General features: G+C 52.5%; 14 protein-coding genes, 1 tRNA gene and 3 rRNA genes. 17 read left to right on the forward strand and 1 reads right to left on the reverse strand.

Features of this window, described 5'->3' with window-relative positions; all coding sequences use genetic code 11:
- Window positions 1-400: 400 nt before the first annotated feature.
- The 12 genes from MKY96_RS32060 (at window position 401) to pssA (ending at window position 15725) form a co-directional block, all read left to right on the forward strand.
- Window positions 401-1961, forward strand: a 16S ribosomal RNA gene (locus MKY96_RS32060).
- Between the two features lie 127 nt (window positions 1962-2088).
- Window positions 2089-2164: transfer RNA gene (locus MKY96_RS32065), tRNA-Ala, on the forward strand.
- 261 nt (window positions 2165-2425) lie between these two features.
- Window positions 2426-5470, forward strand: a 23S ribosomal RNA gene (locus tag MKY96_RS32070).
- A 78-nt stretch (window positions 5471-5548) separates the two neighbouring features.
- A 5S ribosomal RNA gene (gene rrf, locus MKY96_RS32075) occupies window positions 5549-5665 on the forward strand.
- Together the 16S, 23S and 5S rRNA genes with 1 tRNA gene alongside form the textbook arrangement of a ribosomal RNA operon.
- A gap of 434 nt (window positions 5666-6099) precedes the next feature.
- Window positions 6100-7272, forward strand: a complete 1173-nt coding sequence (locus MKY96_RS32080; RefSeq protein ID WP_340946710.1) for a GNAT family N-acetyltransferase — start codon at window positions 6100-6102, stop codon at window positions 7270-7272.
- 362 nt (window positions 7273-7634) lie between these two features.
- Entirely contained in the window at window positions 7635-8096 is a 462-nt protein-coding gene (locus MKY96_RS32085) for a CtsR family transcriptional regulator (protein ID WP_036721901.1), read from the forward strand.
- Window positions 8097-8126: 30 nt separating this feature from the next.
- The gene (locus MKY96_RS32090) at window positions 8127-8648 is read left to right on the forward strand and encodes a UvrB/UvrC motif-containing protein (RefSeq protein WP_340946713.1); all 522 of its coding nucleotides are present in this window, start codon (window positions 8127-8129) and stop codon (window positions 8646-8648) included.
- Window positions 8649-8677: 29 nt separating this feature from the next.
- Complete coding sequence (locus MKY96_RS32095; protein WP_036721897.1) at window positions 8678-9742, forward strand: protein arginine kinase; 1065 nt, start codon at window positions 8678-8680, stop codon at window positions 9740-9742.
- Between the two features lie 37 nt (window positions 9743-9779).
- Window positions 9780-12248 carry an ATP-dependent protease ATP-binding subunit ClpC gene (gene clpC, locus MKY96_RS32100; protein WP_340946714.1) on the forward strand — a complete coding sequence of 823 codons (2469 nt, stop codon included), beginning with the start codon at window positions 9780-9782 and terminating at the stop codon, window positions 12246-12248.
- A gap of 217 nt (window positions 12249-12465) precedes the next feature.
- A complete protein-coding gene (gene radA, locus MKY96_RS32105; protein WP_036692317.1) occupies window positions 12466-13833 on the forward strand; it encodes a DNA repair protein RadA in 1368 nt (455 codons plus the stop codon).
- Between the two features lie 13 nt (window positions 13834-13846).
- A complete protein-coding gene (gene disA / locus MKY96_RS32110; protein ID WP_340946715.1) occupies window positions 13847-14923 on the forward strand; it encodes a DNA integrity scanning diadenylate cyclase DisA in 1077 nt (358 codons plus the stop codon).
- Between the two features lie 64 nt (window positions 14924-14987).
- Window positions 14988-15725, forward strand: a complete 738-nt coding sequence (pssA, locus tag MKY96_RS32115; RefSeq protein WP_340946718.1) for a CDP-diacylglycerol--serine O-phosphatidyltransferase — start codon at window positions 14988-14990, stop codon at window positions 15723-15725.
- 170 nt (window positions 15726-15895) lie between these two features.
- On the opposite strand, the gene MKY96_RS32120 is transcribed toward pssA, so the two are convergent.
- Complete coding sequence (locus MKY96_RS32120) at window positions 15896-16291, reverse strand: hypothetical protein (protein ID WP_036692322.1); 396 nt, start codon at window positions 16289-16291, stop codon at window positions 15896-15898.
- A 209-nt stretch (window positions 16292-16500) separates the two neighbouring features.
- Between MKY96_RS32120 and MKY96_RS32125 the strand changes: the two genes are divergently transcribed.
- From MKY96_RS32125 to cysE, 5 genes are all read left to right on the forward strand, one after another.
- Complete coding sequence (locus MKY96_RS32125; protein ID WP_340946720.1) at window positions 16501-17589, forward strand: PIN/TRAM domain-containing protein; 1089 nt, start codon at window positions 16501-16503, stop codon at window positions 17587-17589.
- A gap of 100 nt (window positions 17590-17689) precedes the next feature.
- Entirely contained in the window at window positions 17690-18388 is a 699-nt protein-coding gene (ispD, locus tag MKY96_RS32130; RefSeq protein WP_340946722.1) for a 2-C-methyl-D-erythritol 4-phosphate cytidylyltransferase, read from the forward strand.
- Window positions 18385-18873: a 2-C-methyl-D-erythritol 2,4-cyclodiphosphate synthase gene (gene ispF / locus MKY96_RS32135; RefSeq protein ID WP_076081728.1), complete on the forward strand. Its 489-nt coding sequence runs from the start codon at window positions 18385-18387 to the stop codon at window positions 18871-18873. Before ispD ends, ispF begins: the two co-directional genes overlap by 4 nt.
- A 58-nt stretch (window positions 18874-18931) precedes the next feature.
- Entirely contained in the window at window positions 18932-20395 is a 1464-nt protein-coding gene (gltX, locus tag MKY96_RS32140; protein WP_340946724.1) for a glutamate--tRNA ligase, read from the forward strand.
- 426 nt (window positions 20396-20821) lie between these two features.
- Entirely contained in the window at window positions 20822-21514 is a 693-nt protein-coding gene (gene cysE, locus MKY96_RS32145; protein WP_076081729.1) for a serine O-acetyltransferase, read from the forward strand.
- Window positions 21515-21545 lie beyond the last annotated feature (31 nt).

Consider the following 21545-nt stretch of genomic DNA (forward strand, 5'->3'; position numbering starts at 1 on the left):
AAATTCTATTGTAGCGACAAATGAAGCATTATGGGAATCAATTTGTGCAGGGGAGCGGTCAACTATTCATTATTACCTCAAAAAAAGAGGTGCCTAATCTTTGTTTCAAAAAAGACTTGCAAACGTTTGGAACGCGTGATATATTATCTCTTGTGCTTATGAGACATCGACGCTGAATTGAGCGGCGGAAGAAAAATAAGTTGACAACAAACGTAATAAAATGATATGATCTAATTCCTGTGCAAGAGACGTAAGGTTGAAATGCCGGGAGCAAGTTCTTTGAAAACTGAACAAATGGAACGCTTTAATTTTTACAAGATTCATTTATGAATCGTCAGTTTCAAAATGAGCAATCGCTCTTTTCGATAGTTTTCGGAGGGTTATTTCCTTCGGAAAAACCTAATTGGAGAGTTTGATCCTGGCTCAGGACGAACGCTGGCGGCGTGCCTAATACATGCAAGTCGAGCGGAGTCTGAAAGGAAGCTTGCTTCCTTTCAGACTTAGCGGCGGACGGGTGAGTAACACGTAGGCAACCTGCCCTCAAGCCTGGGATAACTACCGGAAACGGTAGCTAATACCGGATAATTTCTTTCTTCTCCTGAGGAGAGAATGAAAGGCGGAGCAATCTGCTGCTTGGGGATGGGCCTGCGGCGCATTAGCTAGTTGGTGGGGTAACGGCCCACCAAGGCGACGATGCGTAGCCGACCTGAGAGGGTGAACGGCCACACTGGGACTGAGACACGGCCCAGACTCCTACGGGAGGCAGCAGTAGGGAATCTTCCGCAATGGGCGCAAGCCTGACGGAGCAACGCCGCGTGAGTGATGAAGGTTTTCGGATCGTAAAGCTCTGTTGCCAGGGAAGAACGTCCGGTAGAGTAACTGCTACCGGAGTGACGGTACCTGAGAAGAAAGCCCCGGCTAACTACGTGCCAGCAGCCGCGGTAATACGTAGGGGGCAAGCGTTGTCCGGAATTATTGGGCGTAAAGCGCGCGCAGGCGGTTATTTAAGTCTGGTGTTTAAACCTTGGGCTCAACCTGAGGTCGCACTGGAAACTGGGTGACTTGAGTACAGAAGAGGAAAGTGGAATTCCACGTGTAGCGGTGAAATGCGTAGATATGTGGAGGAACACCAGTGGCGAAGGCGACTTTCTGGGCTGTAACTGACGCTGAGGCGCGAAAGCGTGGGGAGCAAACAGGATTAGATACCCTGGTAGTCCACGCCGTAAACGATGAGTGCTAGGTGTTAGGGGTTTCGATACCCTTGGTGCCGAAGTTAACACAGTAAGCACTCCGCCTGGGGAGTACGGTCGCAAGACTGAAACTCAAAGGAATTGACGGGGACCCGCACAAGCAGTGGAGTATGTGGTTTAATTCGAAGCAACGCGAAGAACCTTACCAGGTCTTGACATCCAACTAACGAAGCAGAGATGCATCAGGTGCCCTTCGGGGAAAGTTGAGACAGGTGGTGCATGGTTGTCGTCAGCTCGTGTCGTGAGATGTTGGGTTAAGTCCCGCAACGAGCGCAACCCTTGACTTTAGTTGCCAGCAGGTGAAGCTGGGCACTCTAGAGTGACTGCCGGTGACAAACCGGAGGAAGGTGGGGATGACGTCAAATCATCATGCCCCTTATGACCTGGGCTACACACGTACTACAATGGCCGGTACAACGGGAAGCGAAGCCGCGAGGTGGAGCCAATCCCAGCAAAGCCGGTCTCAGTTCGGATTGCAGGCTGCAACTCGCCTGCATGAAGTCGGAATTGCTAGTAATCGCGGATCAGCATGCCGCGGTGAATACGTTCCCGGGTCTTGTACACACCGCCCGTCACACCACGAGAGTTTACAACACCCGAAGTCGGTGGGGTAACCCGCAAGGGAGCCAGCCGCCGAAGGTGGGGTAGATGATTGGGGTGAAGTCGTAACAAGGTAGCCGTATCGGAAGGTGCGGCTGGATCACCTCCTTTCTATGGAGAATCGTCTTCTGCAACGAAGACATTCAAATAAAAGTCTTTAGGAAGCTTGCTTTCTGAAGCAGGCTTTACTTCGTGAAGCCTTGAGCGTTTCCATTTGTTCGGTTTTGATGGAATTTGCGGGGCCATAGCTCAGCTGGGAGAGCGCCTGCCTTGCAAGCAGGAGGTCAGCGGTTCGATCCCGCTTGGCTCCACCAACAAACTTCATCTATTTGTTATGTCTGAAATACTCGATACATTGTCTGTTATTCCGAACATCACAGTCGTGATTGTTTCATAATAACAGCGACATGATCCTTGAAAACTGGATACCGAAACGAATTTGCGTTTTAGAACATTCCTTTAAGCTGAACTTGTGCAAACAAGTTTTGAATTAATGGCGATGCAACGATGATCTGGATGGAAATACAGGCGTTGAAGTGATTCGATGTCCGATATTTTCCTAAAGGAAAAATCGAGGTTAAGCTACTAAGAGCACACGGAGGATGCCTAGGCGCCAGGAGCCGACGAAGGACGTGGCGAACAACGAAACTGCCTCGGGGAGCTGTAAGCAAGCTTTGATCCGGGGGTGTCCGAATGGGGAAACCCAGCTGTGGTAATTCGCAGTTACTCGTATCTGAATACATAGGATACGCAGAGGCAGACCAGGGGAACTGAAACATCTAAGTACCCTGAGGAAGAGAAAACAATAGTGATTCCGTCAGTAGCGGCGAGCGAACGCGGAACAGCCTAAACCAAGGGGCTTGCCTCTTGGGGTTGTGGGACGTCTCACATGGAGTTACAAAGGAATAGAGTAGGCGAAGAGGTCTGGAAAGGCCCGCGATAGAGGTAAAAGCCCTGTAGCCCAAACTGTGTTCTCTCCGAGACGGATCCCGAGTAGTGCGGGGCACGTGAAACCCCGTATGAATCCAGCAGGACCATCTGCTAAGGCTAAATACTACCTGGCGACCGATAGTGAAACAGTACCGTGAGGGAAAGGTGAAAAGCACCCCGGAAGGGGAGTGAAATAGAACCTGAAACCGTGTGCTTACAAAAAGTCAGAGCCCTCTTTATGGGTGATGGCGTGCCTTTTGTAGAATGAACCGGCGAGTTACGTTTAACATGCAAGGTTAAGGTGAGAAGCCGGAGCCGCAGCGAAAGCGAGTCTGAATAGGGCGACTGAGTATGTGGACGTAGACCCGAAACCGTGTGATCTACCCCTGTCCAGGGTGAAGGTGCGGTAACACGCACTGGAGGCCCGAACCCACGCATGTTGAAAAATGCGGGGATGAGGTGGGGGTAGCGGAGAAATTCCAATCGAACTCGGAGATAGCTGGTTCTCCCCGAAATAGCTTTAGGGCTAGCCTCGGTGAATGGAGTGGTGGAGGTAGAGCACTGATTGGGTGCGGGGCCCGCAAGGGTTACCAAGCTCAGTCAAACTCCGAATGCCATTTACTTCTTGCCGGGAGTCAGACAGTGAGTGCTAAGATCCATTGTCAAAAGGGAAACAGCCCAGACCATCAGCTAAGGTCCCCAAGTGTGTGTTAAGTGGGAAAGGATGTGGAGTTGCACAGACAACCAGGATGTTGGCTTAGAAGCAGCCACCATTGAAAGAGTGCGTAATAGCTCACTGGTCGAGTGACTCTGCGCCGAAAATGTAACGGGGCTAAACACACCACCGAAGCTATGGCTAGGATCGACTTCACTGCGCCTTTGAGGCGTGTTTATCCGGAATCATGAATGCCAATAAATCATCTGAAAGGATGGTTGGCTAAATGACTCCAGGGGATAGACACGAACTTCGAAGCTGGAGTGAAGTCGATCCTGGGGTAGGGGAGCGTTGTATATACGTTGAAGGTGTACCGTAAGGAGCGCTGGAGAGTATACAAGTGAGAATGCCGGTATGAGTAACGAAAAGATCAGTGAGAATCTGATCCGCCGAAAGCCCAAGGTTTCCTGAGGAAGGCTCGTCCGCTCAGGGTAAGTCGGGACCTAAGGCGAGGCCGACAGGCGTAGTCGAAGGACAACAGTTTGAAATTACTGTACCACCGTAATCCGCTATGAGCGATGGGGTGACGCAGGAGGGTAGTGACGCGGACTGATGGATGTCCGTCTAAGCAGTGAGGCTGGTGTGCAGGCAAATCCGCACATCGTAAGGCTGGGCTGTGATGGGGAGCGAAAATTATAGTAGCGAAGGTCATGATCTCACACTGCCAAGAAAAGCCTCTAGTCAGGAGAAGGTGCCCGTACCGCAAACCGACACAGGTAGGCGAGAAGAGAATTCTAAGGCGCGCGGAAGAACTCTCGTTAAGGAACTCGGCAAAATGACCCCGTAACTTCGGGAGAAGGGGTGCCTCGGTAGGGTGAATAGCCCGAGGGGGCCGCAGTGAAAAGGCCCAAGCGACTGTTTAGCAAAAACACAGGTCTGTGCGAAGCCGCAAGGCGAAGTATACGGGCTGACGCCTGCCCGGTGCTGGAAGGTTAAGGGGAGCGGTTAGGGGTAACCCGAAGCTGTGAACCGAAGCCCCAGTAAACGGCGGCCGTAACTATAACGGTCCTAAGGTAGCGAAATTCCTTGTCAGGTAAATTCTGACCCGCACGAATGGCGTAACGACTTGGGCGCTGTCTCAACGAGAGATCCGGTGAAATTTTAATACCTGTGAAGATGCAGGTTACCCGCGACAAGACGGAAAGACCCCATGGAGCTTTACTGCAGCTTGATATTGAATTTGGGTACGATCTGTACAGGATAGGTGGGAGCCGGTGAGGCAGGAGCGCAAGCTTCTGCGGAGGCGCCGTTGGGATACCACCCTGATCGTATCTAGGTTCTAACCTAGTGCCCTTAGCGGGTACGGGGACCGTGTCAGGCGGGCAGTTTGACTGGGGCGGTCGCCTCCTAAAGAGTAACGGAGGCGTTCAAAGGTTCCCTCAGAATGGTTGGAAATCATTCGCAGAGTGCAAAGGCATAAGGGAGCTTGACTGCGAGACCTACAAGTCGAGCAGGGACGAAAGTCGGACTTAGTGATCCGGTGGTACCGCATGGAAGGGCCATCGCTCAACGGATAAAAGCTACCCTGGGGATAACAGGCTTATCTCCCCCAAGAGTCCACATCGACGGGGAGGTTTGGCACCTCGATGTCGGCTCATCGCATCCTGGGGCTGAAGTAGGTCCCAAGGGTTGGGCTGTTCGCCCATTAAAGCGGTACGCGAGCTGGGTTCAGAACGTCGTGAGACAGTTCGGTCCCTATCTGTCGTGGGCGCAGGAAATTTGAGAGGAGCTGTCCTTAGTACGAGAGGACCGGGATGGACGTACCGCTGGTGCATCAGTTGTTCCGCCAGGAGCATGGCTGAGTAGCTACGTACGGACGGGATAAGCGCTGAAAGCATCTAAGCGTGAAGCCCCCCTCAAGATGAGATTTCCCAATTAGTAAGACCCCTTGAAGACGACGAGGTAGATAGGTTGGAGGTGGAAGTGCAGCAATGCATGGAGCTGACCAATACTAATCGGTCGAGGGCTTATCCAAACACACTAACACACAAATTCGTTTCGGATTCAGTTTTCAGGAATCAATTTCCTGAAGCATTTACGCTGTAAATGCCCGTTTGGTGGCGATAGCGGAGGGGTTCCACACGTACCCATCCCGAACACGACCGTTAAGCCCTCCAGCGCCGATGGTACTTGGACCGAAGGGTCCTGGGAGAGTAGGACGTTGCCAAGCACATGAGCCATTGTTGAGCAATCGACAGTGGTTTTTTTGCGTGCGGGCAGGGCTGTGGAAAAGCTGTGGATAGATTTCAGTAAGTACAGAAAAGTTGCGCACATGTGGATACTATTCCAGGAACTGAATGGTCCACGGATTATGGGGACATAAGGCATAATATTGTGGATGAGTCAAGCGAAAACATAAGTAATACACCGATTTTGTGGATAAAAAGTGAATATTGTGGATAGATAAAATGTAATCGGGGATAACTCATTTCAGCCGGAAAGAAACTCTTTCCGGTTTTTTGCTTTGCTGTGCAAAAGCTGTGGATAACTATTCTTTTTGCAACGGATGGCCAGCCTTTATTAGCATCCGGCGGCTTGGCTTGTTATACTCTCTATTAAGCAAATATCTGGAGCTAATTTATGGAATGTAACGGGGGGAACAGAATGGAAATCAGGCAATTACGTGCCGGAGAATTTGAGGACAGCCTGAGCTTGTCCGAGTATGCTTTTAAGTATAAGGTTTCTGCAGAAGATAGAGTACGCGCCAGGGAGAACTTCAAACCGGAACAAACCTGGGGGATTTTTGAAGGAGACAGCATAGGTGCGAAGCTGACGCTTCTTCCGTTACAGGTATATATACAAGGCAAACCCGTTTCTATGGGGGGCATCGCCGGTGTAGCCACTTGGCCGGAGAACCGCCGGCAGGGTTATGTAGCCCATCTGCTGACCCATGCGCTCCAGACGATGAACGAAGCCGGTCAGACGTTGTCCTTTTTGCATCCGTTCCTGATTCCCTTTTACCGTAAATTCGGCTGGGAGATCTACTGTGAATATAAGAAGTATACTCTTCCGGTAGGGAAGTTCCCGCACAAGACGGAGATTAAGGGCAGCGTGAAGCGCGATATCCCGGATCTTGCAGTATTCCAGCAGCTGTACGACCAATTCGCCATGAGGTATAACGGGACTCTACAGCGCACTGAGACCTGGTGGAAGGAAAGTGTGCTTGATGACGATGCGCATTCCTGTGTGTTTTATTCTGAGCAGGGTGAACCGGAGGGCTATGTGTTGTATAAAATAGTGCAGCAGGAGCTGGTCATAGATGAGTTTATCTATGGAAACGAGTCTGCCCGCCAGGGCTTGTGGACCTTCCTGGCCAATCATGACTCCATGATTACGGCTGCACAGCTGAAGCTGGTGCCTGCTGACGACATTCTGCCCTTCCTCCTCCCTGATCCGCGGATTACGCAGGAGAATTATCCATACTTCATGGCGCGTATCGTCAATGCTAAGGCTTTTGTGGAGAACATGACCTTCAATGTGCCGGAGGGTGACCGGGAGCGGTTGCTTTATATTGAAGATAAGCAAGCGTCATGGAACAACGGGTTATGGCGGTGGACTGTGTCGGAGCAGGGGGGAGCGACGTTCACCCGGATTCAGGGCGGGCGGTCTGAGGCTGATCTTGAATGCAGTATCGGCACGCTTACTGTGCTGCTGATGGGATACAAACGTCCGCTTCAAGCGGCAAAGTACGGACAATTATCCGGGACTGCGGAGGCGGCGGCTTGGCTTGAAGCGCTGATTCCGCAGGCCGAGACGGCATTATTCGATTTTTTCTGACAGAGAACGGCTCTTCCGCTTCCCTTGGAAAGGGAGGAGCTGTCCTATACATAACGCCTCAATTCAGTGAACGAAGCAGGCAACCGGAATACAATACAGCCAAAAAGTAAAAAATAAGAGTAACCCCTTGGAATTCAGTGAGAATATGTTATAATATGAAAAAGTCAAAGAAAGTCAAAGTCAACGCAGTCCGGAGTTCATCGTTCTCAGGAATGTAACATTTAGAGGAAAAGCGCAGTGCAGAGGCTATTGCAGCCGATTCTTAATGCATTGACCGGGTTAAGTTCTTAAGAGCATGTTTCTGACGGCAGGCGTTGGCGCAGCACAGATTTAACCAATGCTTACACACTGGAGGATGAGTGATGCGTAATATCTCCGATATTATTGAACAATATCTGAAGAATATTTTGCATGAAAGTCCCGAAGGTACGGTGGAAATTCAGCGCAATGATCTGGCGGACCAGTTCTCCTGTGTCCCGTCACAGATCAATTACGTTATCAGCACACGGTTCACATTGGAAAAGGGATATGTGGTGGAGAGCAAACGCGGCGGCGGAGGATATATCCGCATTCAGCGCTATGAGCTGCCTCAGAATGTGGCCTTATACGCACATCTGAACTCCACGATAGGGAATGATATTGATCAGAATTCTGCCGAAGGGCTGATTTATCAGCTGGAGGAGGCCCGTTTCCTCTCCAAACGTGAAGCGTGTCTGATGCGGTCTGCGGTTTCCCGGGAATGCCTGACGGTTAATCTGCCGTACCGGGATGAGATTCGTGCCAAGCTTATGAAGGCTATGCTAATCTCTTTATTGGGCAAATAATTTGTCAAATGGTAAGGAGGGACACCGCTCATGCTATGCCAGGAATGCGGCGTCAAACCGGCTACACTCCACTTCACGAAGATTGTGAACGGGGAGAAGACGGAATTTCATATCTGCGAAAGCTGTGCGCGGGAGAAGGGTGAACTAATTCCCGGAACTGCGGGAGGCTTCTCTATCCACAGCTTGCTTTCCGGTCTCCTGGATCTGGAAGGCGCAGGCAAGAGCAAGACAGCAGCACAGAATGCGCAGGGTCTGCATTGTGAAAACTGCGGCATGACCTATTCACAGTTCAGCAAGCTGGGACGGTTCGGCTGCAGCTCTTGCTATAAGTATTTCGACAGTACGCTCGACCCGCTCTTCAGACGGGTGCATGGCAGTACAGCGCATGTTGGCAAGCTGCCCAAGCGGGCGGGAGCACAGATCATGTGCAAGCGCCAGATTGATGAGCTGAAGCAGGAATTGCAGCAGAGTATTGTACAGGAGGAGTTCGAGACCGCAGCTGAGCTGAGGGACAGAATCCGCAAGCTTGAAAAAGAAATGCCACAAGAGTAAAGTCTTTGATATATAGGAGGGATCCGGGCATGTCAAGTCTCCGGTTTACCGAACAAGCACTGAGTGACTGGATGCGCTGCGGCGGCAGCCATTCGGAGATTGTCATCAGCAGCCGTATGCGTATCGCCCGTAATCTGGAGCATCTTCCGTTCCCGCTGCTCGCTTCAAGAGAGCAGTCCGAGGAGGTGCTGGAGCAGCTTGCCCCCGTATTTCAGGGTGAAGCTTCGGCCGACTTCGGCAGCTTCGAGCTGCTGAGACTGGATGAACTGGGTGAGCTGGACAAAAAAGTGCTGGTGGAAAAGCACCTCATCAGTCCCAATCTGGCGGATGATTCCAAAGGCGGAGCCGTCATTCTTAACGAGGACGAGTCGGTCAGCATTATGATTAATGAGGAGGATCATCTCCGCATTCAATGCCTGTTCCCGGGGCTGCAGGTCAGAGAAGCCTGGGTGAGGGCAACCGCCATCGATGATATTTTCGAGGCTGCTGTCAATTACGCTTTCGATGACCGCAGAGGCTACTTAACAAGCTGTCCCACCAATGTGGGAACAGGGCTGAGAGCTTCGGTTATGGTTCATCTGCCGGCCTTGGTGATGACGCATCAGATCAACCGCATTTTGTCCGCAGTTAATCAGGTAGGGCTTACCGTTAGAGGAATTTACGGTGAAGGCAGCGAAGCAGTAGGGAATATCTTTCAGATCTCCAACCAGATTACGCTCGGACAGACCGAAAATGAGATTATTGAGAATCTTCACAGCGTAGTCACTCAGATTATAGAGCATGAACGCAACGCCCGCGAACGCCTGCTGGTCGATTCCGCTCTGCGGATTACGGACCGTATCAAGCGCTCCTACGGAATTCTGGCCTATGCTGCTGTGATGGAACTTAAAGAATCGGCACAGCGGCTTTCTGATCTGCGGCTTGGTGTAGATCTGGGGATTCTGGAAGGGCCTTCGATTTCAGTGCTCAATGAGCTGAATGTCAAGACTCAGCCGGGCTTTCTGCAAAAGCTGTTCGGCGACGAGCTGTCGCCTACTGAACGCGATATGTACCGGGCGAAGCTGCTCCGGGAGACACTGGGATCACAACATTAAATTATAGATATTTATTATCCGTGGAGGTGCAGGAGATATGATGTTTGGAAGATTTACGGAACGCGCACAAAAGGTGCTGGCGCTGGCGCAGGAAGAAGCCGTACGTTTGGGACACAACAACATTGGGACAGAGCATATTTTACTCGGACTGATTCGTGAAGGAGACGGCATTGCCGCTAAGGCACTCATCGGACTTGGTCTGGGTCTGGAGAAGATACAGGATGAAGTGGAAACGCTGATTGGCAGAGGTCAGGAACAACCGACCAACATCGCATATACTCCTCGTGCCAAGAAGGTCATCGAGCTGTCCATGGACGAGGCCCGCAAGTTGGGTCACACGTATGTGGGAACAGAGCATATCCTGCTCGGTCTGATCCGCGAGGGAGAGGGCGTAGCCGCCCGTGTGCTGAACAATCTCGGCATTAGCCTGAACAAGGCCCGCCAGCAGGTATTACAGCTCTTGGGCAGCAGTGAAGCCACCTCGAGCCACAGCGGAGCTCCGGCTAACGTCAGCACGCCAACGCTGGACGGCCTGGCCCGCGATCTGACGGCCTATGCCAAGGACGGTAACCTCGACCCTGTGATCGGCCGCAGCAAGGAAATTGAGCGTGTCATTCAGGTGCTGAGCCGCCGGACCAAGAACAATCCGGTGCTGATCGGTGAACCTGGGGTTGGTAAAACGGCGATTGCCGAAGGTCTGGCTCAAAAGATCATCAACAATGAAATTCCGGAGACGCTGCGCGACAAACGTGTCATGACCCTCGATATGGGTTCTGTAGTGGCTGGTACGAAATACCGCGGTGAATTCGAAGACCGCCTCAAAAAAATCATGGATGAGATTCGCCAGGCTGGCAACATCGTGCTGTTCATTGATGAGCTTCATACGCTGATCGGAGCGGGTGGTGCGGAAGGCGCGATTGATGCCTCCAACATCCTTAAGCCTGCCCTCGCCCGTGGTGAGCTGCAATGCATCGGTGCCACAACGCTTGATGAATACCGCAAATATATTGAGAAGGACGCCGCGCTGGAGCGCCGCTTCCAGCCGATCACAGTGGATCAGCCTTCCCCTGAGGAAGCTGTACAGATTCTGTTCGGTCTTCGTGACCGGTACGAAGCCCATCACCGGGTGAAGATTACAGATGAAGCCATTGTGGAAGCAGTCAAGCTGTCTGACCGCTACATTCCTGACCGGTTCCTGCCGGACAAGGCAATTGACCTGATTGATGAAGCAGGCTCTAAGGTAAGACTGAATTCTTACACCATCCCGCCGAATCTGAAGGAACTGGAAATGCGTCTGGATGATATCCGCAAGGAGAAGGATTCCGCAGTACAAAGCCAGGAGTTCGAGAAGGCTGCTGCGCTTCGCGATACCGAGCAGAAGATTCGTGAAGAGCTGGATACAACGAAGAACCAGTGGAAAGAAAAGCAGGGCCGCACCGATTCCCAGGTTACACCTGAGGATATCGCACAGGTGGTGGCCAGCTGGACCGGCATTCCGGTCAGCAAGCTGAAGGAAGAAGAGACAGACCGCCTGCTGAATATGGAAGCCTTGCTGCATGAACGTGTAATTGGCCAGGACGAAGCCGTTAAGGCGGTCAGCCGGGCACTCCGCCGGGCGCGTGCGGGTCTGAAGGACCCGAAACGTCCGATGGGCTCCTTCATCTTCCTCGGACCTACCGGGGTGGGTAAGACAGAGCTGGCGCGGGCGCTTGCCGAAGCGATGTTCGGTGATGAGAATGCGGTAATCCGCATCGATATGTCGGAGTATATGGAGAAGCATTCCACCTCCCGGCTGGTCGGAGCGCCTCCAGGGTATGTAGGGTATGAAGAAGGCGGACAATTGACAGAGAAGGTGCGCCGCAAGCCTTACTCGGTTGTACTGCTGGATGAGATCGAGAAGGCCCACCCTGAAGTGTTCAACATTCTGCTGCAGGTGCTGGAGGACGGCCGTCTGACCGATTCCAAAGGCCGCGTGGTCGATTTCCGCAATACGCTGATTATCCTGACCTCTAACGTAGGGGCACAGGCGATCAAGAAGAATTCGACGCTTGGCTTCACGGCCGTTCAAGATGCAGGCGCCGATTACACGAATATGAAGGGCAAGGTTATGGAAGAGCTGAAGAAGAGCTTCCGGCCTGAGTTCCTGAACCGGATCGACGAGATCATTGTCTTCCACTCGCTGGATGAGAAGCATATCGCTGAGATCGTGACTCTGATGTCCGAGGAGCTGCGCAAGCGTCTGCGTGAGTACGATGTAGATTTCCTGCTCACTGACGGCGCCAAAGCATTCCTGGCCAAAGAGGGCTATGATCCGGCCTTCGGTGCCCGTCCGCTCCGCCGGGCGATTCAGAAGCATATCGAAGACCGCCTCTCCGAAGAGCTGCTCAAGGGCAACATCAAGAAGGGGGATTCCCTGAACATTGATGAGGTGAACGGCGAACTGGTCGTAACCACCGTTGAAGCACCGGCCGAGGTCTCCCTGGAGAAAACAGTCGAAACTGAATAATTGCTCCGGAAAATGAAACAAAGCTCCCGCTCCTCCGTATAGAGGGGCGGGAGCTTTATTTGTTTCCACCCTTCAGACATACCCTAACACGCCCAAAAGAAGACGCAAATGAAAACTAGATCTTAAGTGTCCTTCCGTTCAGTGTGTAGAAATGGTAAACTTTGAATAAGAGTAAAATATCCGCAATTTTAGCAAGTTCGGACGGTAAGGAGTACACATGGCTAAACCTAAAACAAAATTTTTCTGTACCGAATGCGGCTACGAATCACCGAAGTGGTTCGGAAAGTGCCCGGGCTGCCAGGAATGGAACTCGATGGTAGAGGAAACGGAAAGCGTAGTCAAAACACAAGGCATGAATGCACCTATTTTTCAGAGTAAAGAAAAGGCGCAATCGATCATAAATATAGAAAGTGACAAGGAGCCCCGTATTCTGACGGGCATCGGTGAGCTTAACCGCGTGCTTGGCGGCGGGATCGTTCCCGGCTCGCTGGTGCTGGTCGGAGGCGACCCCGGAATCGGGAAATCGACACTGCTGCTGCAGACTTCGCATGCCCTGACTACACAAGGGCTGCGCGTACTGTATATTTCGGGGGAAGAATCTGTGCGGCAGACTAAGCTGCGGGCCGACCGCCTCGGAGCGCTGTCTGCGGAATTGTACGTTCTGTGTGAGACGAACATGGAGAGCATTGAGGAAGCGATTGAGCAGATTCAGCCTCAGTTTCTGGTCATTGACTCGATCCAGACTGTATTTATGCCGGAGGTAACCAGTGCGCCGGGCAGTGTAGCACAGGTGCGGGAATGTACGACAAGATTCATGCGGATCGCCAAGATCCGGGGAATTGCTACGGTGCTTGTAGGGCATGTAACCAAGGAAGGCGCTATTGCCGGACCGCGTATGCTTGAGCATATGGTGGATTGCGTCCTTTATTTTGAAGGGGAGCGCCATCATACGTACCGTTTGCTGCGGGCGGTGAAGAACCGCTTCGGCTCCACCAATGAGATCGGGATTTTTGAAATGGGGGAAATCGGGCTGACCGAGGTTGAGAACCCGTCGGAGCTGTTCCTGTCCGAGCGCCCGCTCGGAGTGGCCGGGTCAGCCGTGGTAGCCAGCATGGAGGGTACAAGACCCGTTCTTGTTGAATTGCAGGCGCTGGTGGCTTCGACACATTTCCCTTCGCCCCGCAGAATGTGCACAGGTATGGATCATCAACGGATGGCGCTGATCATTGCTGTGCTGGAGAAGCGGATGGGCATGTTCCTGCAGAATCAGGACGCTTACCTCAACGTTGCGGGAGGGGTGAAGCTGGATGAGCCGGCGGTGGATTTGGCTGTCGCTATCAGCATTGCCTCCAGCTTCCGTGATTTTCCGACCAAGCCGTATGATGTGTTTTTCGGGGAGGTAGGGCTTACCGGTGAGGTGAGAGGGGTATCACGCGCAGAGATGCGGGTGAAAGAGGCGGCCAAGCTTGGCTTCCGGCGGGTCATTATGCCCGAGAAGAGTCTGAAGGGCTGGAAGCATCCGCAGGATATCCAGATTATAGGCGTCAGCACAGTAGCACAGGCACTAGCGGTCGCGTTAGATTAGGGGGCACAGGGACATGAAAGAATATAATCCATCAGATAATATGAATGATCTGCTTAGAATGGCTGCACCCGGAACACCCTTCCGGGAAGGGCTGGAGAATGTGCTTCGCGCGAAGACCGGGGCACTGATTGTTGTCGGATATAGTCCGGAGGTCATGGAGGTTGTCGATGGCGGCTTCTCCATTAACTGCGATTTTTCACCAAACTATTTATACGAGCTGGCCAAAATGGACGGAGCGATTATTCTGAGCGAGGATCTGAAGCGGATTCTGTACGCCAATACGCAGCTGATCCCCGATTCCTCCATCTCTTCGATCGAGACAGGAATCCGGCACCGGACGGCAGAACGGGTAGCGAAGCAGACCGGCAAGCTGGTCGTTTCCATTTCCCAGCGCCGTAATATTATTACGCTGTATCAGGGTTCCATCCGTTACGCACTCAAGGAAATCGGTTCGATTCTGGCCAAAGCCAACCAGGCGATCCAGACCCTGGAGAAGTACAGAGCCGTTCTGACACAAGGGCTGACCAACCTGTCTGCTTCCGAATATGAAGGGATTGTGACGGTGGCCGAGGTCGTCGGTGTGATCCAGCGCGTAGAGATGGTGCTGAGAATCAAAATGGAAATTAAGCGTTACATCAACGAGCTTGGCAATGAAGGCCGGCTGATCAGTATGCAGATGGAAGAATTGGTTGGAAATACAGAGGAAGAAGCATGGCTGCTGTACAGAGACTATGCCAGAGAAGAGCAGGAGGAGAAGATCCGTGAGATCATTGCCGGGCTGAAGCGCAGCAGCGATGATGAACTGATGGATGACAACCATATTGCCCGCCTGCTGGGCTATTCCTCAACAGCCATTTCCTCCGAAGAAGCTGTAACTCCGCGTGGTTACCGCCTGCTGAACAAGATTCCACGGCTGCCGAATGTAATCATCCACAATTTGGTGGAACGCTTCGGAATGCTGCCTAACCTGATGAAGGCAAGCATAGCTGAGCTTGATGAAGTGGACGGCATTGGCGAGGTCCGCGCACGCAATATTCAGGACGGGCTGAAGCGGCTCCAGAAACAAGTTCTTATTGACAGACAAATGTAAATACCATACAATCACGTAATGTTGCAGTCCCATGCAGTACAAGTAGGAAAATTGAGGTGAAGAAATGATACAAAAATCAATTCCAAGTCTTTTTACGATTGGTAATCTGATGCTTGGAATGTTTGGTATCATGATGGCGTTTGACGGCAAGCTGAGCATGGCCGCTATCATGGTGATTATCGCGATGCTGCTCGATGGGCTGGATGGCCGGATGGCCCGTGCGCTGAAATGTGAGAGTGAATTCGGCAAGGAGCTGGATTCTCTATCCGATGTAGTTTCGTTCGGAGTAGCGCCGGCGCTGATTATGTATTTGACAAGTCTGCAGGAGCTGAATCCTGCACTGGGGTGGACGATCACAGCGATCTTCCCTGTATTCGGAGCCTTGCGTCTGGCCCGGTTCAATGTCCGCCCGGGGATTCCGGGATATTTCGTAGGATTGCCGATTCCTGCTGCGGGCGGGGTTTTGGCCACGCTTGCACTTTTCCATAAGGATGTATCTGCACCATTCATGATTATGGCTACCCTGCTGCTGTCGTATCTGATGGTCAGCACAGTCAAGTACCCCAACTTCAAGAAGATCGGTTTTCCCAAAAAAGCGGTTATAGGCGCACCTGTAGTTATCGTGATCGCTGTAGCTGTTGCGGTGGTCTTCCCTGAACAGATTGCCAAGCTGATCTTTGGACTTCTGGCGCTGTACGCCTTATATGGCTTCAGACAGAGCTTAGGGCTGTTTAAGGTCCGCCGGCAACGCCGCCGCAGAAGACGCTCGGAGGATAAGGTGTATCATTCCAAGAACGGTTAGCCCTTCTTCAGAACTTATTTCATTCATAGACCGCTATATACAAAAGGCATTGCCTTTCCTGAATATCAGGAGAGTGCAATGCCTTTTTGCTGCCTGCGGGAAGGGGAGTATACGGTATACGGTTCCCCCGGAGCTGGCGGAATGGATGAAGGAGAGCGCGGACGGTCTGCTCAGGACAAGTTGAACAACCCGAGTGTTGCGCATTTCTGCGATTCCTTGGCGACAACCTCGTCCATATTGATAGCAAGCAAATTGCAGAGTGCAGACATGTAGAACAGCTCGCGGCCCAGCTCGGAGCCAATGACCTCCCGGCAGTTCTCACACAGCTCCCCTGCCAGATGGGTTCCGGCAAGCTCCTTGGCTTGCTCAAGGCCTAGAGTGGGCTCGAAGACCTGCTTGGTGGCATGCAGCTGAATGCAGCCGCATTCGGTAATGGCTTTGACGACAGCCCGGTTGACGGAAGCACTGCTCTGTCCGTTCTTGGACATTACATCCAGAAGACTACGGTGACGGAGCAGCAGTTCGGAGACTTGATCCTGGAAGGCCTGTAAACTTGGTGCGCTCATTTTCCATTCACCCCTGGGTTCGAATTGAATTCATTATATGCCAGGGCCTCCCTCATTTTCAACCAGGAATAGCAGTTTACGGCAACAGAGCCGGACGAAATTCGGGGCTTGCAGAAAAAATAATGCGCCCCCGGATTATTGTCCTAAAAATTGGAACATACTGGTGAGGTATAGAGGATTGATGGATGAATAAAAGGAGGTGCGAGGTTATGTGGAAAAAGTCTGTTTTGATACTTGCCGGGTGTTGTGGAGCCTGGTCCGGTTATTCGCTATATCACGCGGCAGAAAGAGGGTTCCCGGTAGGCCTTGGGAAACTGGAGGATAGCTTGCCTATGGAAGGAAGCATTTTGTTTGCGGTGCTGGGTGCCATTATTTTTCTGATTGCGGGGACTTTATGCGCGGAATGGGCAAGTTCAAAGCTGCGGGAGATGGTTGCGTATTGCTCGCGTATCCCGATGAATGAGCTTGCTGCAGGCGCAGCAGGGCTTACGGGAGGTCTGCTGCTGTCCCTGCTGCTGTATCCCGCTATGTCCTGGCTGGGTAAAGCAGGGGAGCTGCTGCAGGTAGCTGCCACGCTTGCTCTGGGCTATATGGGTCTGCGGATCGGGCTGGAGAAGCAGGAGGAGCTGGCTTCGCTCTGGAATACCGGACGCTGGGCACGCTCTGCTGAACCGGAGGAGCGTGGAACTCAGGAGCATAAAATTCTCGATACCAGCGTGATTATTGACGGGAGGATTGCTGACATCTGTAAAACGGGCTTCATCGAAGGCACGATTGTTATTCCTGAGTTCGTGCTGGAGGAGCTGCAGCATATTGCGGATTCATCGGATCTGCTGAAGCGTAACCGCGGACGCAGAGGGCTTGATATTCTGAATAAGATTCAGAAAGAGCTGGACGTTAAGGTGCTGATCTATGAAGGGGATTTCGAGGAGATCTCAGAAGTGGACAGCAAGCTGGTCAAGCTGGCGAAAGTACTGCACGGCAAGGTCGTCACCAACGACTTTAACCTTAACAAGGTATGCGAGCTGCAGGGAGTGTCGGTGCTGAATATTAATGACTTGGCGAATGCAGTGAAGCCGGTGGTTCTGCCGGGCGAAGAGATCATTGTTCAGGTGATTAAGGACGGCAAAGAACATGGACAAGGCGTAGCCTATCTGGACGATGGCACGATGATTGTGGTGGAGGGCGGCCGGGATTATATCGGCACTACGATGGAGGTTCTGGTGACGAGCGTGCTGCAGACATCGGCAGGACGGATGATTTTTGCCAAACCGAAGCTTCTGGAAAAAGCACAATAAGTTCAGCCCAGGCCTCCGGCAGCACCCTTTCGGGCTTGGAAATGCCAGCCAAACACGTTATGATGGGAGTATACGTGAAAGAAAGACAGGAGCCGAAAGCATGTCAAACAGTGTTGGCGTCGTTATCGTAGCGGCAGGCAGAGGAACCCGGATGGGAACGGCAGAGAGCAAGCAATATTTGCTGCTGCAGGGCAAGCCGATACTCGTGCATACCCTGGAGGTATTCCAGCGGCATAAGCTGATCTCCGAGATTGTGCTTGTCACCGGGGAAGAGGATGTGCAGCGCTGTAAGCAGTGGGTACAAGCCTTCAAGCTGGATAAAGTGGCTGCGGTCATTCCCGGGGGAACGGAGCGCCAGCATTCGGTACGCCGCGGACTGGATGAACTTAAGACCCATTGGGTCATGGTTCATGACGGGGTAAGGCCGTTCGTACAGGACAGCGAGATAGAAGCTTGCTACGAGCGTGCGAAGTCAGCCGGAGCGTCGGTGCTTGCAGTACCGGTTAAGGATACGATCAAGCAGGTCGACAGTGAAGGCAAGGTGCTGTCAACGCCGGATCGGCGAAGTCTGTGGGCGATTCAGACCCCGCAGACTTTTCGTTTGTCCGATCTGCTGTCCGCCTATGAGGAGGCAGAGCGGGACGGTTTTCTCGGGACAGATGATTCCAGTCTGGCGGAACGCAGCGGCATTACCGTGTCAGTTGTAGAAGGAAGCTACATGAATATTAAGATCACGACGCCGGAGGACTTGGATTTCGCTGAATTCACAGTAAGAAGCAGGGGAGAGGAACACAGATGATTGCTGTAGGACAAGGATTTGACGTACACCAGCTGGTCGAGGGAAGGCCGTGTATTATCGGCGGAGTAACGATTCCTTATGAGAAGGGGCTGCTGGGGCATTCCGATGCGGATGTGCTGCTGCATGCTGTAAGCGACGCTATACTGGGAGCGCTGGGTCTTGGGGATATCGGCAGACATTTTCCCGATACCGATCCGGCCTTCAAGGATGCAGACAGCCTGAAGCTGCTGGAGCAGGTATGGGCACTTGCACGTGAGCGCGGATACCGGCTGGGGAATATCGATTCAACCATCATCGCGCAACAACCGAAGATGGCACCTTATATTCCGCAGATGACGGAGATTATTGCCCGCACGCTGAACGCTGACGTATCGAAGGTGAATGTAAAAGCAACAACGACTGAGCAGCTGGGCTTCGCGGGGCGCGGAGAGGGAATTGCCGCTCAATCTATTGTCTGTCTGCTGCAAGATGTGATATCATCGTGAGATGGCTTTAGCGCAAGTAAAGGTCTAATTTTAACCAATATGAAGCGGAGGGAAACCCATGGCGGATCAAGTTCGGGTGCGTTACGCACCGAGCCCTACGGGACATTTACATATCGGAAATGCCAGAACAGCCTTGTTTAACTATCTGTTCGCCCGCAATCTGGGCGGCAAATTCATTATCCGGATCGAAGATACGGATCTTAAGCGCAACATTGCAGAAGGTGAAGAGAGCCAGCTGAAGTATTTGAAGTGGCTGGGAATCGATTGGGATGAAAGCGTGGATGTAGGCGGCGAATACGGGCCTTACCGCCAGACGGAACGTCTGGATCTGTACCGTGTCTACTGGCAGGATCTGCTGGACCGCGGCCTGGCTTACCGCTGCTATTGCACAGAGGAAGAGCTGGAGGCTGAACGCGAGGAGCAGACGGCACGCGGCGAAACCCCGCGTTATTCCGGCAAACACCGTAATCTGACCGAGGAGCAGCGGCTGGCCTTTGAGGCAGAGGGACGCGTGGCCAGCATCCGTTTCCTTGTTCCGGAAGACCGCACTTATACCTTCAATGATATCGTAAAAGGCAGCATTTCGTTCAACAGCAAAGAAATGGGCGACTTCGTCATCGTGAAGAAGGACGGTATTCCGACCTATAACTTCGCTGTAGCGGTGGACGACCATCTGATGGCTATCTCCCATGTGCTGCGCGGAGAAGATCATATCTCCAATACCCCGCGCCAGCTCATGATATATGAGGCACTGGGCTGGGAAGCTCCGCTCTTCGGGCATATGACGCTGATTGTCGGCGATGACCATAAGAAGCTGAGCAAACGGAATGAATCGATCATTCAGTTTATTGAACAGTACGATCAGCTGGGCTACCTGCCGGAAGCTCTATTCAACTTCATCACCCTGCTGGGCTGGTCGCCTGAGGGCGAAGAGGAGATCTTCACCAAGGAAGAGCTGATCTCGATCTTTACGGCGGACCGCCTGTCGAAGAGCCCGGCAGTGTTCGATACGAACAAGCTGGCTCATCTGAACAATCACTATATCAAGCATGCCGATCCTAAGCGGATCGCGGCACTTGCCATTCCTCATTTGCAGAAGGCGGGCCGCTTGCCTGAGGTACTCAGTGAGGAGCAGCAGAGCTGGGCGGAGAGCCTGGTTGCGCTGTACCAGGAGCAAATGACAGCCGCGTCGGATATTGTCGCCCTCTCCGAGCTGTTCTTCCGCAGCCACCTGGAGCTGGAGACCGAAGCGGCAGGGGTGCTTGCCGAAGCCCAGGTTCCTGAAGTGCTGTCTGCATTTCTGGCCAAAGTGGAGGCTGCCGAAGATTTCAGCGCTTCCCATATGGCTGTTCTGATCAAGGAAGTGCAGAAGGAGACCGGACACAAAGGCAAAGCGCTGTTTATGCCGATTCGTGTCGCTCTTACCGGACAGATGCATGGCCGTGATTTGAATGCAACGATTGCGCTGCTCGGCCGCAGCCGGGTGATTGAACGCCTGAAATCACAAATCAAAGGCGCTTAGGGCAGGGACAGGCGAGGGTAGAAGACACTTGTCAGTTCTGCGGCTTTTCGCTAAGATAGAAGAATATAAGAATAGCTGGGATCAGGAAAAGTAGGCGTATAAGGGCAATTGCCAGAGAGAATAACCGCTTAAGGGCGAATGCCCTTGCAGGCTGGGAGTTATTCATTTGTCTGCCGCTGAAGATGCACCTGTGAGCTGCATGGTTGAATGTCCCTGTGCGGGGCTGTAGACTGTGCCGGGCTGTCGCCGTTACAGACACCAAGAGGAACACCGGATACAGCGGCTGCGAAGTTTAACAGCTCTGGCATATAAGAATGTTCTAGCAGAGTGGGACCGCGGTTAAACGTCTCTGCAGCTATCATGCTGCAGGGGCGTTTTTTGTTGAAATATAAGAGAATGTGCATCTCAAAGAAGAGGGGAACCGCGATGTTTAAGCATATTAAGTCGGACATTCGGGCAGTATTCGACAATGATCCCGCTGCCCGCAGCAGGTTCGAGGTCGTCTTCACCTACGCCGGGCTTCATGCGATCTGGGCACACCGAATGGCCCACTCTTTTTACAAACGCCGCTGGTTTACCCTGGCACGCATGGTCTCGCAGATCAGCCGGTTCATGACGGGAGTGGAGATTCATCCGGGCGCGGTCATCGGCAGCCGGTTGTTTATTGACCACGGAATGGGTATTGTCATTGGTGAGACCTGTGAGATTGGCGATGATGTTATTATCTATCAGGGCGTTACACTTGGGGGAACCGGCAAAGAGAAGGGCAAGCGTCACCCTACCGTCGGCAACAATGTAGTCATTGGCTCTGGCGCCAAAGTACTGGGTTCCTTCCGGATCGGCGATAATTCTAATATCGGCTCTAACGCAGTCGTGCTGCGTGAAGTGCCTAACAACAGCACGGTAGTCGGCAATCCCGGGCGTGTAGTCAAGCGTAACGGCGAACGTGTATCCGACCGGCTGGATCATACCAAGATGCCTGACCCGCTGGTCGATTCCCTCAAATTCCTGCAGAAGGAGATCGAGGAGCTAAGAGAACAGATGGGTGCTGAAGATAAGCAGAAGAAGGAACAGCGGCGGCTCGAAAGCCAGCAATATATCGGCGATTATGAAATTTAAGCGTACCGGCATTTCAGAAATCCGGGGACAA

The sequence above is a fragment of the Paenibacillus sp. FSL R7-0302 genome, from assembly GCF_038006885.1.
Classification (GTDB): domain Bacteria; phylum Bacillota; class Bacilli; order Paenibacillales; family Paenibacillaceae; genus Paenibacillus_AQ.